This window comes from Halomonas sp. Y3, from assembly GCF_024137965.1.
Classification (GTDB): domain Bacteria; phylum Pseudomonadota; class Gammaproteobacteria; order Pseudomonadales; family Halomonadaceae; genus Halomonas; species Halomonas mongoliensis.
Map to the genome: position 1 here is coordinate 1,664,323 of NZ_CP099975.1, position 14,705 is coordinate 1,679,027.

Sequence of the window (14,705 nt, forward strand, 5' to 3'; positions counted from 1 at the left end):
GGCGGCGTCCCTGTCGATGGCGTCATGGGTGGCGTCCCCCTCAGTGAAGGCCGCGGCGGCCGACGGGTCAACCCGGGCCCGCCGCGCCGGGCGCGGCTCCGGGGAGCGGGTGGGGGGCTCACCGTGGCGCTCGCCATGGGAGCGGCCGGCTGCAGCGGCAGCCACTCGATCCTCGACCCGGCGGGGCCCGCGGCCCGGGACGTGGCCTGGCTCTGGTGGGGCATGCTGGCAGGCTTCGGACTGGTGTTCGTGGCGGTGGTGGCGCTCTGGCTGGCCGCCTTCCGGCCTCGGGAGCGGCCCTCGCGCAGCCCGGAGGCGGAGCGCCGGCTGGGGCTGCGCTGGATCCTGGGCGGCGGCATCCTGCTCCCCGGGGTGAGCATCCTGATACTGCTGGCCTTCGGGGTGCCCGCGGGACAGCGGCTGCTGCCCCTGCCGCTGCCCGGCGGCGAGTCTCCTCAAGTGATCGAGGTCACCGGCCACCAGTGGTGGTGGGAGGTCCGCTACCCGGACGAGGCGGGGGAGGTGGTCACCGCCAACCACCTGGTGATGCCCGTCGGCGAGCCGGTGGACTTCCACGTCACCGGCGCCGACGTCATCCACGCCTTCTGGGTGCCGCGCCTGGGCGGCAAGATCGACATGATCCCCGGGCGCATCAACCGTATCCGTCTCGAGGCCGACGCTCCTGGCGTCTTCGGCGCCCAGTGCGCCGAATACTGTGGGGTGCAGCACGCCCATATGCAGCTCCACGTGGAAGCGGTGCCGCCCGAGGAATTCGAGGCCTGGCTGGCGTCGCGCCGGGAGGCCGAGCCAGAGTCGCCGGATTCACCGGACGAGCACGCCTCGGCCCGGGAGACCTTCGCCGCGCACTGCGCCAGCTGCCACCGGGTGGCGGGGCTCGCCGAGGGTGGCATCGGCCCCGACCTGACCGATCTCGGCGCCCGGGCCACCCTGGGTGCCGGGACCCTGGCCATGGAGGAGGGGGCCGTGGCCCGCTGGCTCGCCGAGCACCAGCGCCTCAAGCCCGGCAATCGCATGCCCGCCCACGATCACCTCGCGCCCGAGGTCCTCGACGCCCTGGGCGCCTGGCTGGAGACCCTGCGCCCATGAGCGAGACGATGCGACCCACCCCCGAGGCCGAGCGCCTGCACCGGGAGCTCGAGGCGGTCTGGGGCAACCCCCCGGGCTGGCGCGGCCGGCTCAGCGTGGTCAACCACAGCACCCTGGGGCTGCGCTTCATGGCCACGGGCCTGGTCTTCTTCCTGCTCGGCGGCGTGCTGGCGATGCTGATCCGCACCCAGCTGGCGCTGCCCGACCAGGCCTTCATGTCGCCGGAGATCTACGCCCAGGTCACCACCATGCACGGCACGGTGATGATGTTCCTGTTCGCCATCCCCATGCTGGAGGGGCTGGCGATCTACCTGATCCCCAAGATGATCGGCACCCGGGACCTGGTCTGCCCGCGGCTCACCGCCTTCGGCTACTGGTGCTACCTGTTCGGCGGCATCATCCTCTTCTCGAGCCTGCTGCTGGAGATGGCCCCGGACAGCGGCTGGTTCATGTACACCCCGCTGAGCAGCAGCGAGTTCGCCCCCGGGCCGGGCTCCGACTTCTGGCTGCTGGGCATCACCTTCGTGGAGATTTCGGCCCTGGCCGCCGGGGTGGAGATCACCGTCTCGATCCTGCGCACCCGGGCGCCGGGCATGGCGCTGCACCGCATGCCGCTGTTCGCCTGGTATATCCTCGCCATGGCGCTGATGATCGTGGTGGGCTTCCCGCCGCTGATTCTCGGCAGCGTGCTGCTGGAGCTGGAGCGTGCCGCCGGGATGCCCTTCTTCACGGTGGCCGGGGGCGGCGACCCCATCCTCTGGCAGCACCTCTTCTGGCTCTTCGGCCACCCCGAGGTCTACATCATCTTCCTGCCGGCGGCGGGTATCGTCTCGACCCTGATCCCAGTCTTCGCCGGACGCCCCATCGTCGGCTACGGCTGGGTGGTGGCGGCCATCGTCATCACCGGCTTCATCAGCTTCGGGCTCTGGGTGCACCATATGTTCGCCGTGGGCATCCCCCAGCTCGCCCAGGCTTTCTTCTCGGCGGCCAGCATGCTGGTGGCGGTGCCCACCGCCATTCAGGTGTTCGTCTGGCTGGCGACGCTCTGGCTAGGCAAGCCGCGCATGACCGTGCCGATGCTGTGGGTCACTGGTTTCCTGGTGATCTTCGTCTGCGGCGGGCTCACCGGGGTGATGCTGGCGCTGGTGCCCTTCAACTGGCAGGTCCATGACACCCACTTCGTGGTGGCCCATCTGCACTATGTGCTGGTGGGCGGCATGTTCTTCCCGCTGGTGGCCGGGGCCTACTACTGGCTGCCGCTGGTCACCGGGCGCATGCCCTCGGAGCGCCTCGGCCGGCTGGGCTTCTGGCTCACCTTCTTGGGCTTCAACCTCACCTTCCTGATCATGCACTGGACCGGGCTTCTCGGCATGCCGCGGCGGGTCTACACCTACGACAGCGCCATGGGTTGGGACCTCGTCAACCTGATCTCCTCCCTCGGCGGCTTCATGATGGCGGCGGGTATCGCCGCGGTGCTGGTCGATCTCGTGCTCCACGGTCGCTACGGGCGCACTGCGCCGCGCAACCCCTGGGGCGCCGACACCCTGGAGTGGAGCCTTTCGATGCCGCCGGCCAGCTACAACTTCGCCAGCCTGCCCCGGGTGGAGAGCCGTCACCCGCTCTGGGAGACGCCGACCCTGGGCGACGCCATCGCCCGCGGCGAGGGTGTGCGCCCCGGCGCCGCCCATGGCCGCCGCGAGCTGCTCGGCGGCGAGGCGCTCACCGGCCGGGTGCGCGAGCTGATCCACCTGCCCGGCAACAGCCTGCTGCCGCTCTATGCCGCCCTCTGCCTGGCGGTGGTCTGCGTGAGCCTGCTGATACGCCTCTACCCGCTGTCGCTGCTGGGCCTGGCCGGCGCCGGGGTGCTGCTGCTGCGCTGGTCCTGGGAGAACGGCGGCCACCGCCGGGCCGCGCCTCTTGGCCACGATGAGCCCGAGGACCCGCCGCTGCACTCGCGTACCGCCGACGGCCCCGGGCGCTGGACCATGGAGGTGGCGCTGCTCGCCGACGGCGCCTTCTTCCTGGCGCTGCTGTTCGGCTGGTTCTATCTCTGGACGGTCTCGCCCCAGTGGCAGATGCCGGCGCGCTCGCCGCTTTCGCTGCTGCTGCTGCTCGCCTCCGGGGCGGCGCTCACCCTGGGCGCCCTCTGGCTGGAGCGCCGGGTGGCGGCGCTGATACGCGGCCGCGAGGCGGGCCTGGTGCTGGCGCTTGGGGGCATCGCGGCGCTGGGTGGGCTGCATGTGGCCCTGCTGGTCGTCGTACTGCTCGATGCGGGCCTCGCGCCCACCGCCACGGCCCACGACGCCACCCTGCTGGTAGGGCTCGCCTATCTGCTGGGGCATGGCGGGCTCGCCGCTCTGCTCGCCGCGCTTCAGGCCTGGCGCGCCGGCCTCGGCCTGGTGGGGGCCCGGCTGCCCTTCGAGCCCGGGGTGGTGGCACTGCTGTGGCGCTACCAGCTCGGCGCCTACTGGATCCTGGTGGCCGCCATGGCGCTGCTGCCGCGGCTGACGGGAGGCGGCCCATGAATCCGCTGCGTCGTTGGCTGGCGCCGAGCCACCCCGCCCAGCTGCTGCTGGGGCTGACCCTCTGGAGCCTCTGGTTCGTGGCCCTCTACGGCGGGCTCTCGGTGGCCTGCGAGCTGGCGCCGCCGGCGCCGGGGCAGGGGGTGCTCACCGCCATCAACGGCGCGCTCGCCCTGCTTACCCTGGCCACCCTGGGGCTGCTTGGCTGGCTGGCCTGGCGAGGGCTCAGGGCCGGCCGGGGCGGCGTGGGCGGGTCGCGCTTTATCGCCCTGACGGGGGCCGGGCTGCATCTCTTCTCGGCGGCCGGGGTGGCCTTCGTCGGCCTGCCCATCCTGGCTCTGCCGCCGTGCCTCTAGGGGAGGTGTCATGGCCGCACCTTCTCCTTTTTCCTCTCCCTCCCTGGGTGCCTCGCGAGACGCCGAGGACGGGCGCGTCCCAGACGGGCATGTCCCGGACGGGCATGTCCCGGACGAGCGCGTCGCGGAGGGTGAGGCCCACTTGCTCTGCTCAGTGGAAGGGATGTGGTGCACCAGCTGCGCCCTGGCCATCGAGCACCGCCTGGGGCGCCTGCCCGGGGTAAGCCGGGCGGGAGTCGACTACCTCTCCGCCACCCTGCTGGTGGAGGGCACGCCGGCGGCGGTGGCGCCCGAGCGGGTAGCGGCGGCGCTTGGCCGACTCGGCTACCGGCTGTGCGACCTGGAGGCGGCGCCGGATACCCGCCAGCGGCTGGACCGCGAGAGCCGGGCCCTGGCGGGACGGCTGCTGCTGGCCGCGGTGTTCGGCATGTGGACCATGCTGGCGTCGCTCTTGATCTACGCCGGGGCCCTGCCGGAGCCGCGCCTGGAGCGGGTATTGGCCTGGGTCTCCGGCGCCTTCGCGCTGCCGGTGGTGACGCTCGCCGCCTGGCCCTTCTACCGTGCCGCCTGGCGCACCCTGCGCGCGGGGCGCCCCGGCATGGATGCCCTGGTCTCGCTGGGGGTGATGGGGGCACTGGCGGTCTCCCTCTGGCTGCTCTGGCGGGGCTCCGCTGAGGTCTACTTCGATACCGCCGTGATGCTGGTGCTGCTGCTGTTGGCGGGCCGCTGGGTGGAGACCCTGGCGCGCTATCGCGGGCTGCGTGCCCTGGAGGGGCTGGCGCCGCTGCCGGAACGTGTCTCTCGGCTCGAGGGTGAGGGTGGCGAGGGGAGCGGCGAGCATGAAAAGGTTGAGCCGGTGCCGGCGGCCGAGATGCTCCCCGGCGAGCGGATTCGCGTGGCCAGCGGCGAGCCCCTGGCGCTGGATGGCGAGCTCCTCGATGCCGCGGCGCGGCTGGATCTCGCCCTGCTCACCGGCGAGAGCCGCCCGCGCACCCTGACTCGGGGGGCGCGGCTCTCGGCGGGGTGTCGCAACCTGGGAGCCCCCTTCACCCTGAGGGTGACCGCTGGGGTGGGCGAGCGGCGCCTGGATGGGCTCTACCGCCAGGTGCAGGCCCTGCAGGCGGGCAAGGGCGAGCTGCGTCGTCTGGCCGAGCGCTTCGCCGCCTGGCTCAGCCCCGCCGCCCTGGCGCTGGCGCTGGCTACCCTGGTCGCCCTGCTGCTGGCCGGGGTGGCACCGGAGGAGGCGGCGGTGCGCGCCCTCTCGGTGCTGGTGGTGGCCTGCCCCTGCGCGGTGGGGCTGGCGGTGCCCCTGGCGAGCCTGGCGGGCACGGCCCGGGCGCTGGAGGCCGGCGTGGTGTTTCGCGACCCGGCGGCCCTGGAGCTCGCCGGCGAGGTTCGCGCCGTGGCCTTCGACAAGACCGGCACCCTGACCCTGGGGGCACTTCGACTGGCCGCCCTGAGGCCCGCCCCCGGCGTGGCGGAGCATGACCTGCTGGCCCTGGCGGCCCGGGCCGAGTGGGGCAGCGAGCACCCTCTGGGACTCGCGATCCGCGCCGCCGCCGCCGAGGCGGGGATCGATCCGGGCGAGGCGCCAGCGGGGCTTGTCGAGCACCCCGGGCAGGGGCGTGAAGCCCGGGACGCCGATGGCACGCGGTTCTGCATCGGTGCCCCGGGCTGGCTGGCCGAGCGGGTTGCGGCGCCGGCGCAGGGCGAGGCCGTGCCGCCCTGGGCCAGCGAGGTGGCGCTGGCCCGCAATGGCCAGTGGCTGGGCACGCTATGGCTCGAGGATGCCCCCGCCCCCGGGGCGAGGGAAACCCTGGAGACGCTGTCAGCGGACGGGCTTGTCCTGGCGCTGATCAGCGGCGACCGTCCGGCCCTGGTGCGTCGCCTCGGCCGGCGCTTGGGGCTGCCCCCGGCGGCCTGCTATGGCGGCCGCTCGCCGGAGGCCAAGCGCCACCTGGTGGCCGCACTGCCGGGCCCGGTGCTCTATGTGGGAGATGGCATCAACGATGCGCCGGCCCTGGCCGCGGCGACGGTGGGGGTGGCCACCGGGCAGGCCAGCGCCGCGGCCCGGGATGCCGCCGCCATCCAGCTGCTGGGCCAGGGCGTGCAGGGGGTGGCCTGCGCCATCGCCACTGCCCGAGCCACCCGGCGGGTGATGCGCCAGAACCTCACGCTCTCCGCGCTCTACAATGCCCTGGCCCTGGGGCTGGCTGCCTGGATGGTGATCCCGCCCCAGGTGGCAGTGCTGGCCATGGTGGCCAGTTCGCTCTCGGTGGTGGCCAATGCCGCCCGGCTGGGGGTGGGGCGCGGCTAGCGGAGCACCTCCGGGTCGCCTTCACCGGCCAGGGCCGCCTGCTCGTCTGCGCTGAGCAGGGCGTCCAGGTCGAGCCTGGCCACCTCGCTGGCCGCCTCCAGGACATGGGCCCAGGTGGCGCGATTGGCAAACAGCATGCCGAAGGTGTCCAGAGTGCCGCCGCGGTTGCGGTAGCCCAGAAAGCGCGAGCGCGCCCCGGTATCCAGGGGGCGCAGCACGCCGGCCAGGGGCTCGGGGCGGCAGTGGGCGAGAAAGACCCGGGCGGGCACCTCGGGCACCAGGGTGCTGAGGCGACACTGGCTGAGCACGGCGCTGGCCTCGTCCTCGTCCCGGGCCTCGCGCAGCTTGCCGGGCTCCTGGATCACATAGAGGCTGGTGGCGATGCCGGCGTCCTCCAGGCGCGCCAGGGCCCGCTCCATCTCGGCCAGCTGATAGGCCCCCACCGCGAAGAGCTGCAGGCGGGCCGACTCGGCCGGCCTCAGGCAGAGCAGGCCGTCACGGCAGAGCGCCCGGGCCTGATCCCCGGTCAGGCGCACCGGGACCGGGTTCTTGGGCACCACCATGACGGCGATGCGGCCGCGGCTGGCGTAGAGGTCGAGCAGCGCCACGCTGGCGCTGGGGGCGTCCACCGGGAAGAGGGTGGGGGCCACGTCATCCATCTCGCCAAGCCAGGCCTCGCAGAGCGTGGGGTCCTGGTGGGACTGCTCGTTCTTGCCGTTCTCCCAGGTGTGGGAGCTGGCCAGCACCGGCAGCGACAGCCAGCCCGGGGCACGGCCCGCCTCGCGGCAGTGGCGGGCGAAGATGATCTCCTGGCGCATGGCGCCCAGCATCTTGACCGCGAAGGCCTCGTAGCTGGCCACCAGGTTGAGCCCCTGCTTGTTGGCCAGGGCGGCGCTGACCACCGCTTCCTCGTTGAGTGCCGTGATCACGGCGCCATCCAGCGCCTCGGCGACGCCCGGCTCCGGTTCGGTGACGCGGTGCCTGAGCCGGTCGAGGGTCAGGTTGAGGCGGTTGGAGCGCATCTCGTCGGGGTTGCCCACCCGTACTCGCAGCCCGGGGTTGGCCGCGACCAGCGCTATGAAGGCCTCGTCGATGGCGGCCATGGGCGAGACCGCCTCGTCCAGGGGCCAGGTGGGCGGCTCGGGGAGGGTGGGCGGTTCGGGGTGCGGGTTGGCCAGCGCATGGTCCCGCTCACGCACGCGGCCGCTCTCGGCGTGGTTGTTGAGGGTGGCAATGGCGCTGCGCAGCTCGGTCTCCGGCACGTGCAGGGCGGCGGCTCCCTCATGGAAGAGGCGCCGGGCCGCGGCGTCCGTGGCGGGGTTGCCCCCCAGCGGCAGGTTGTGGGCGGCGTTGGTGCCGGCGCCGGGGAAGCCGAAGCCCTTGACCGTCTCGGCGATCACGTAGGGGAGGCGCAGCGGGTAGCGGGTGCGGCCATCGCGGGCCTGTTCGGCCTGGTCCATGAGCTCCGCCTCGGCGGTGAGGATGGCCCAGGCGAAGGCGGCCGGGTCGCGGCCGTCGATGGTGAGCGGGGCGAAGCCGTTGAGCACCAGATGGTCCTCGAACCAGTCGGTGCCGCCGGACTGGCTCATGGTGGTGCGCTGGTCGATGCGCCGGCCGTTGGCGATCATCACCGGCACCACCGGGCCCGAGTCGTCGGGGCGCCACCAGCGCGAGGCCCAGTCGCTGCCGCGCTGCTCCTCGAAGGCGCCGTCGCTGAGGAAGGCGACCAGGCGCTGCTCCGGCAGCGGCATATGCACATACTGCAGGCCGGCGAATCCCAGGTAGCCCCCTTCGCTGATGCCGCCGGCGGTGTGGGCGTTGACGTGGCTGCCCAGCGGCGAGGTGGGGCGGCCATCCGCCTCCACCGTGCAGCGGTAGAAGTCGTTGACCAGGCGGGTCAGGCCCGCGTCGCTGAGCTCGTAGCGGGCCCCATGGGCAGGGCCCATGTTGTCCACCAGCAGGTTCACGGCGTCGATGGCCGCCACGCAGTGGCCCTGGCCCATCAGCCAGCTGCGGGTCACGCCCTCCATGGCGTTGGCGGTGAGGTAGCCCACATAGGCAGGCACCATGTTCAGCGCCCCGCCGGTGTGCCCCTCCGGATTGGGCTTGAAGGCCTCGACCTCGAGTGGGGAGCCATCAAGGTGGACGCGGCTGGCGTAGGTCATATGAGCCACCAGCCACATGCCCATGCAGGCCAGGCGATCGGCGGCGGCCAGGCGCTTGAGCCAGGTGCGGCGGCGTTCGGGCTCGGGGGCGCGCTCGGCCAGCAGCTCGGCGATGCGCTGCACGGTAAGCGGGTCGTGCTGGATGACGCCGTAGCCGGCGGCCCAGGTGACGAAGTCCGGGTCATCGGCCAGGGTGGCAGGCAGCTCGCGGCGGTGGGAAGTGGTCATGGGGACTCCTTGTCCTGAAGTGAAAGGCGATGTGACCAGACTAGATGGCGGAGAGGTCGCTGGCCATGCCCCGGGCCAGCATTGGCTGCCACGTTGATTCGGGGGCGCTGACAGGGAGCGCCGGAGTGCGCTATAAACGGGGAAATTCACCCCGTCCACGTCGAGTGTCAGCCCGATGAATCCGCTTTCCCGCCGCCGCTTCACCCAGCTGGCCCTGGGGGCGCCCCTGGCGCTCCTCGGCATCCCCCAGGCATCAGCGAACCTGATCGAGACCATCATCTCCCGGGCCCATGTGCCACGCCATGATAATGAGGTGTGGGTGCTGGTGGATGATCGCGAGGCGACCCTGACCGTCTATCGCGGCAACCAGCTGCTTGAGCGCTTCGCGCCCATCTCCCTGGGGCGCAGCGGTGCCAGGTCGACCCGCCGGCGGGGCAGCAACGTGACGCCCCTGGGGGAGTTTCGGGTCAATCGCTTCAACCGCGAGAGCGACTGGCATATCTTCATCGGGCTCGACTATCCGACGCCGACCCATGCCCGCCAGGCGCTGGAGGAGGGGGTCTTCAGCCAGCAGGACTACGACGACTACTTCGACTACTACCGTCGGCGGGGCTATCCGCCCCAGCAGACGGCCCTGGGGGGATTCATCGGGATTCACGGCATCGGCAAGGGGGATCCCGAGATTCACCAGCAGTTTCACTGGACCCAAGGGTGCGTGGCGGTGACCGACGAACAGATCGAGCGCCTGTCGTCGCTGATCGACATTGGCACCCGCGTCGTGATCCGCTAGGCTGATACTTGCGCAAGGGACGCTGAAAGCTATGGACAAGCGCCGTTGTCTATAATAAAACAGCGTTTGACTCCCGTGCTAAGCAGCACAAGTCGCTGCAAGATGGCCTGCTCATGCAGGAAGCCTGAATGTCAGGCAATCACCAACGCAGTACCCAAGGAAGACTCAAGGAGAACACCATGACTCTGAAGACCACCCTGAAGCTGACCGCCGCCGCTGCCTCCCTGGCCATTCTGGCCGGCTGTGCCTCCACCAGCGCTCTGGAAGAAGTCCGCCAGACCGCCGAGTCCGCACAGGCCGACGCTGCCGAAGCTCGCAGCATCGCCGTTCAGGCCCAGAACACCGCCAACCAGGCGCAGCGCGACGCCCAGGCGGCTCTGCAGATGTCCGAGCAGAACCGCGACGAAATGAACCGCATGTTCCAGCGCTCCATGCAGAAGTAATTCTGCCGGAGTGCCGGCGCTGCCCCGGGCAGCGATGGTTCTGCAATACGAGAAGACCCCGCCACGGCGGGGTCTTCTCGTTATGGGATAAGGCGATCTCGCCAGACGGTTACCGCCCGCCGAGCTCAAGCTCCCCACCGAAGAGGCCATCCACTTCCGGTTCGACGGGAGTGGGCGCCTCGTCTGCCGTGTGCAGCAGCGAGACGATCAGGCCGTCGGGCTGCTCGATCAGGGTTCGCAGGCGGGCGTAGTCTACCGGCGGCTGCTCGTCGCCGAAGGCGCGGGCCACCACCTCCACGGCGTTGAGCAGCGGCTCGAAGCTCGCCTCGTTCTCCTCCAGGGGCGGGAAGGACTGGGCGTAGAGTACGCCGTCGTCGGACCAGCCGGCCTTGAAGGGCTGGTCGATGATATTGACCCGGGTGCCGCTGGGCACGCGCTCGTAGAGGGACTCGATATCCTCCGGGAACATGCGGATGCAGCCGCGGCTGACGCGCATGCCGACGCCGTCCGGACGGTTGGTGCCGTGGATCAGGTAGCTGGGAATGCCGAGCAGGATGGCGTGGCGACCCAGGGGGTTGTCCGGGCCGGGGGGCACCACGGCGGGGGGCGGCTCGCCCCGGGCGGCGGCCTCGGCACGCATGGAGCGGGGCGGCGACCAGTGGGGGTCCTTCACCTTGACGGTGGTGCGGGTCACCCCCACCGGGGTGGAGAAGCCGTCGCGGCCCACGCTGATCGGGTAGCTCTCCACCATGCCGGGAGCAGAGTAGTAGTAGAGCCGCATCTCGGAGAGGTTGATCACGATCCCCTCGCGTTCGGCGTCGGGCAGGATATGCCGGTTGGGGATCGTCACCTCGGTGCCCGCGAAGGGGGCCCAGATGCTGACCTCCGGGTTGGCCATGCGGATCTCTTCATAGCCCACGTTATGGGTGCGGGCGAGGTCGACCAGGGTATCCCCCTCCTGGACGGTGACCGTATAGCTCTCGCCGATCACGCTGCCCGTCTCGGGAAGCGGGAAGTGGCCGCGGGGCCACTCCCGCTCCTCGGCCAGGGCGCCGGAGGCGAGCAGGGCGGAGAGCCCCAGGGTGAGGGCGCAGCGGATGGTACGGCTGGCCAGTGTCGTGGTATTCATCAACGTCGTTCTTCTCTGCAGGCCGTCGACGGGGTCGACGTCAACCATCACGAAGGGGGCCCGGCGCTCCCTGCCTGGCTCCGCTGAATATCGGGTGCGACGAAACGTCTTGCCGACAGTATAGATTGCCCTGAGACGCGGCGGTTCGCCACTCTTTTGGAGACGGCGCTCAGGCCGCCTGGGCCTTGCGGTTGAGGGTCTCCAGCAGCTGCTCCACGGCCTGGAAGCGTGCCTCCTCCTGCGCCATGGCCGCCTGGAAGCGCAGGGTATCGGCACCATCCAGGCGGTAGCGCTCCGGGGAGGTCTGGATCAGCGTCACCAGGGTCAGCGGGTCGACTCGGGTCTCGCCGCCGAAGATCACCCGGCCGCGTTCGGGGCCCGCCTCCAGCCGGGTGATGCCCAGCCGCTCGGCGCGCTGGCGCAGCTTCGTCTGGCGCAGCAGGGTCTTCACCGGTGCCGGCAGCAGCCCGAAGCGGTCGATCATCTCCACCTGCAGCTCCTTGAGCTCCCCCTCGTCGGCGGCGCTGGCGATGCGCTTGTACATCACCAGGCGCTGCTGGACGTCGGGGAGGTAGTCGCCCGGGATCAGCGCCGGCAGGTTGAGGCTGACCTCAACGCCCTCGTCCAGGGGCGCCTCGATATTGGGCGTCCTGCCGGCGCGAATCGCCGCCACGGCGCGGTCGAGCATCTCCATGTAGAGGCCGTAGCCGATCGCCTCCATCTGGCCGCTCTGCTCCTCGCCGAGCAGCTCGCCGGCGCCGCGGATCTCCATGTCGTGGCTCGCCAGGGTGAAGCCGGCGCCCAGATCCTCCGCCTCGCCGATCGCCTCCAGGCGCTTGATGGCGTCCCGGGTCATCGCCTTGGGCGGCGGGGTGAGCAGGTAGGCGTAGGCCTGGTGGTGGCTGCGGCCGACCCGGCCGCGCAGCTGGTGCAGCTGGGCCAGGCCGAACTTGTCGGCGCGCTCGATGATGATGGTGTTGGCGCTGGGTACGTCGATGCCGGTCTCGATGATGGTGGAGCAGACCAGCACGTTGAAGCGCTTGTGGTAGAAGTCCGACATCACCCTTTCCAGCGCCCGCTCCGGCAGCTGGCCATGAGCCACGCCGACCCGGGCTTCCGGCACCAGCTCGCGGATCGTCTCGGCGGCGGTCTCGATGGTCTTGACCTCGTTGTGCAGGAAGTAGACCTGGCCGCCGCGCAGGATCTCGCGCAGCAGCGCCTCCTTGATCACCGCCTCCTCCCGGCGCTGCACGAAGGTCTTCACCGAGAGACGTCGCGCCGGCGGGGTGGCGATGATGGAGAGGTCGCGGATGCCGCTCATGGCCATGTTCAGGGTGCGGGGGATCGGCGTGGCGGTCATGGTGAGGATGTCCACCTCGGCGCGCAGGCTCTTCAGGCGCTCCTTCTGGGCCACCCCGAAGCGGTGCTCCTCGTCGATGATCAGCAGGCCCATCTTCGGCAGCTTCATGGACTTCGAGAGCAGCTTGTGGGTGCCGATGACGATATCGGCCTGGCCCTCCTCGATGCGCTTCATGGCCGCCGACTGCCCCTTGCCGGCGGTGAAGCGCGAGACCAGCTCGATGTTCACCGCGGTATCGGCGAAGCGGTCGCGGAAGTTCTCGTAGTGCTGGCGGGCGAGGAGGGTGGTGGGCACCAGCACCACCACCTGGCGGCCCGAGTGCACGGCGAGGAAGGCGGCGCGCATGGCCACTTCGGTCTTGCCGAAGCCGACGTCGCCGCAGACCACCCGGTCCATGGGGCGCGGGGCGCTCATGTCGGCGATCACCGCCTCGATGGCGGCGCGCTGGTCCGGGGTCTCCTCGAAGGGGAAGGCGGCGGCGAAGCGGGCGTACTCGGCGTCGGGCACCGCGCAGGCGAAGCCCTCCCGGGCCTCTCGCCGGGCGTAGATGTCGAGCAGCTCGGCGGCGGTGTCGCGAATCTTCTCGGCGGCCCGCTTCCTGGCCTTCTCCCACTGGTCGGAGCCGAGACGATGCAGAGGGGCGAGCTCGTCGTCGGCCCCGGCGTAGCGCGAAATCAGATGCAGGCTCTCCACCGGCACGTAGAGCTTCGCCCCTTCGGCGTACTCCAGGGTCACGAACTCCGCGGCCTGGCCGCCGGCGTCGAGGGTCTCCAGGCCCCGGTAGCGGCCGACGCCGTGGGTCTGGTGGACCACCGGGGCGCCGGGGCGCAGCTCCGAGAGGTGGCGGATCGCCAGGGCGTCGGCGTCGGTGGCCTTCTCCCGGCGCCGGCTCTGGCGAACCACCTCGCCGTAGAGCTCGGACTCGGTGATCACGGCGAGGTCCGGCTCGCTGAGCCAGAGACCGGCGGCGAGCTCCCCCTCGGTGATGGCATGGCGGGCGTCGCCGGCCAGGAAGTCGGCGAAATCCTCCACGTGGGGCAGGGCGAGGTGCAGTGGGGCCAGGGCCTCCTCCAGCGCCTCCCGACGCCCCCGGGACTCGGCCACGAAGAGGACGCGGGTCGCGGCGTGCTCGCCCAGAAAGGCCGAGAGAGCCGCCAGGGGCTCCTTGGCCCGGGCGTTGATACTCATCTCCGGCAGCGGCTGGGTCAGCGGCGCCAGGGCGTGGCGATGGCCGCTCTCCTCGGTCAGCTCGACCCGGGGGTGGCGCTTGATGGCGCCGAACAGCTCGGCCACCGGCAGGAAGGCGCGGTGGGGGGGCAGCAGCGGCCGGGTGGGGTCGACGCCGAGGTTCTCGAAGCGGCTCTCGATGGCGCGCCAGTGGTGCTCCGCCGCGGCGTAGGCGTCGGGGAGCAGGGCCACCCGGGTGCCCTCGGCCAGGTGGTCGAAGAGGGTGGCGGTCTCGTCGAAGAAGAGCGGCAGGTACTGCTCGAGGCCGGGGGAGGGGATCCCCTTGAGCGCATCCACGTAGAGGGGGCACTGGCGCGGGTCCACGTCGAAGAGGGTCTCGAACCCCTCCCGGAAGCAGGCGATGGCGGAGCGCGACAGCGAATACTCATGGGCGGGCAGCAGCTCGATGCGTTCGACCTTCTCGGCGCTGCGCTGGGTGTCCGGGTCGAAGGTGCGCAGGGTGTCGATCTCGTCATCGAACAGATCGATGCGCAGCGGCGCCTCCACCCCCATGGGGAAGAGGTCGATGATGGCGCCGCGCAGGGCGTACTCGCCGGGTTCGAAGACGGTCTCTACCGCCCGGTAGCCGGCCCGGGAGAGCGCTTCCCGAAAGCGCTCACGGTCGAGGGTCTGGCCCACCTCCAGGGTCAGCACCCGCCCGGCGATGTACGCCACCGGCGGCAGGCGCTGCATCAGGGTGTTGATGGGCACCAGCACGATGCCGTGCTCGCCGTCCTGCAGCCGGCGCAGGGTGCGCAGCCGCGCCGAGACGATGTCCTGATGGGGCGAGAAGCTGTCGTAGGGCAGCGTTTCCCAGTCGGGGAAGGGGAGCACCGGCCGGCGGCCGTAGAAGGCCAGCTCGCTCTCCAGGCGCAGGGCCTGGGCGGTGTCGGCGGTGATCACCAGCAGGGGGGCGTCCTGGGCCAGGCGCGTCAGGGCCAGGGCGCTGGCGCTGCCCTGGGGAGCCTGCCAGTAGAGGGTGTCGCGCATACCTTCAGGGCGCGGCGGGTCCAGCGGCGAGAAGTTGGGCATGGTCACGTCGGTCGGCTTATGGACGGGCT

At 71.3% G+C, this 14,705-nt stretch carries 9 protein-coding genes; 6 read left to right on the forward strand and 3 right to left on the reverse strand.

The window, feature by feature from the left end; genetic code table 11:
• The first annotated feature begins 24 nt into the window (after positions 1-24).
• The 4 genes from coxB to NHL60_RS07960 all read left to right on the forward strand — a co-directional run bounded on the left by coxB (position 25) and on the right by NHL60_RS07960 (position 6,302).
• The gene (coxB, locus tag NHL60_RS07935; RefSeq protein ID WP_367399348.1) at positions 25-1,107 is read left to right on the forward strand and encodes a cytochrome c oxidase subunit II; all 1,083 of its coding nucleotides are present in this window, start codon (positions 25-27) and stop codon (positions 1,105-1,107) included.
• Positions 1,104-3,632, forward strand: a complete 2,529-nt coding sequence (ctaD, locus tag NHL60_RS07940; protein WP_253451165.1) for a cytochrome c oxidase subunit I — start codon at positions 1,104-1,106, stop codon at positions 3,630-3,632. Before coxB ends, ctaD begins: the two co-directional genes overlap by 4 nt.
• Positions 3,629-3,985: a hypothetical protein gene (locus NHL60_RS07945; RefSeq protein ID WP_253451168.1), complete on the forward strand. Its 357-nt coding sequence runs from the start codon at positions 3,629-3,631 to the stop codon at positions 3,983-3,985. Before ctaD ends, NHL60_RS07945 begins: the two co-directional genes overlap by 4 nt.
• Positions 3,986-4,127: 142 nt before the next feature.
• Entirely contained in the window at positions 4,128-6,302 is a 2,175-nt protein-coding gene (locus NHL60_RS07960; protein ID WP_301271099.1) for a cation-translocating P-type ATPase, read from the forward strand.
• Here NHL60_RS07960 and NHL60_RS07965 read toward each other — a convergent pair.
• Positions 6,299-8,695: a xylulose 5-phosphate 3-epimerase gene (locus tag NHL60_RS07965; RefSeq protein ID WP_253451172.1), complete on the reverse strand. Its 2,397-nt coding sequence runs from the start codon at positions 8,693-8,695 to the stop codon at positions 6,299-6,301. The two genes, NHL60_RS07960 and NHL60_RS07965, sit on opposite strands and share 4 nt — an antisense overlap.
• 175 nt (positions 8,696-8,870) lie before the next feature.
• Between NHL60_RS07965 and NHL60_RS07970 the strand changes: the two genes are divergently transcribed.
• Together NHL60_RS07970 and NHL60_RS07975 are read left to right on the forward strand one after the other, a co-directional pair.
• Positions 8,871-9,485: a murein L,D-transpeptidase family protein gene (locus tag NHL60_RS07970; protein WP_253451175.1), complete on the forward strand. Its 615-nt coding sequence runs from the start codon at positions 8,871-8,873 to the stop codon at positions 9,483-9,485.
• A 179-nt stretch (positions 9,486-9,664) separates the two neighbouring features.
• Complete coding sequence (locus tag NHL60_RS07975) at positions 9,665-9,928, forward strand: Lpp/OprI family alanine-zipper lipoprotein (RefSeq protein WP_253451178.1); 264 nt, start codon at positions 9,665-9,667, stop codon at positions 9,926-9,928.
• A gap of 109 nt (positions 9,929-10,037) precedes the next feature.
• Here NHL60_RS07975 and NHL60_RS07980 read toward each other — a convergent pair whose 3' ends face one another.
• On the reverse strand, positions 10,038-11,057 hold the full coding sequence (locus tag NHL60_RS07980; RefSeq protein WP_253451181.1) for a L,D-transpeptidase family protein: 1,020 nt from the start codon (positions 11,055-11,057) through the stop codon (positions 10,038-10,040).
• A gap of 169 nt (positions 11,058-11,226) precedes the next feature.
• Positions 11,227-14,676 (reverse strand): transcription-repair coupling factor, encoded by a 3,450-nt coding sequence (gene mfd, locus NHL60_RS07985; protein WP_253451184.1) that lies wholly within the window; start codon positions 14,674-14,676, stop codon positions 11,227-11,229.
• Between the last annotated feature and the right edge of the window lie 29 nt (positions 14,677-14,705).

Bases quoted from the DNA above. Each gene is read 5' to 3' on its own strand.
- NHL60_RS07945 (WP_253451168.1), top strand. From the start codon at position 3,629: ATGAATCCGCTGCGTCGTTGGCTGGCGCCGAGCCACCCCGCCCAGCTG.
- NHL60_RS07975 (WP_253451178.1), top strand. From the start codon at position 9,665: ATGACTCTGAAGACCACCCTGAAGCTGACCGCCGCCGCTGCCTCCCTG.
- NHL60_RS07965 (WP_253451172.1), bottom strand. From the start codon at position 8,695: ATGACCACTTCCCACCGCCGCGAGCTGCCTGCCACCCTGGCCGATGAC.
- mfd (WP_253451184.1), bottom strand. From the start codon at position 14,676: ATGCCCAACTTCTCGCCGCTGGACCCGCCGCGCCCTGAAGGTATGCGC.
- NHL60_RS07980 (WP_253451181.1), bottom strand. From the start codon at position 11,057: ATGAATACCACGACACTGGCCAGCCGTACCATCCGCTGCGCCCTCACC.
- coxB (WP_367399348.1), top strand. From the start codon at position 25: ATGGGTGGCGTCCCCCTCAGTGAAGGCCGCGGCGGCCGACGGGTCAAC.
- NHL60_RS07970 (WP_253451175.1), top strand. From the start codon at position 8,871: ATGAATCCGCTTTCCCGCCGCCGCTTCACCCAGCTGGCCCTGGGGGCG.
- ctaD (WP_253451165.1), top strand. From the start codon at position 1,104: ATGAGCGAGACGATGCGACCCACCCCCGAGGCCGAGCGCCTGCACCGG.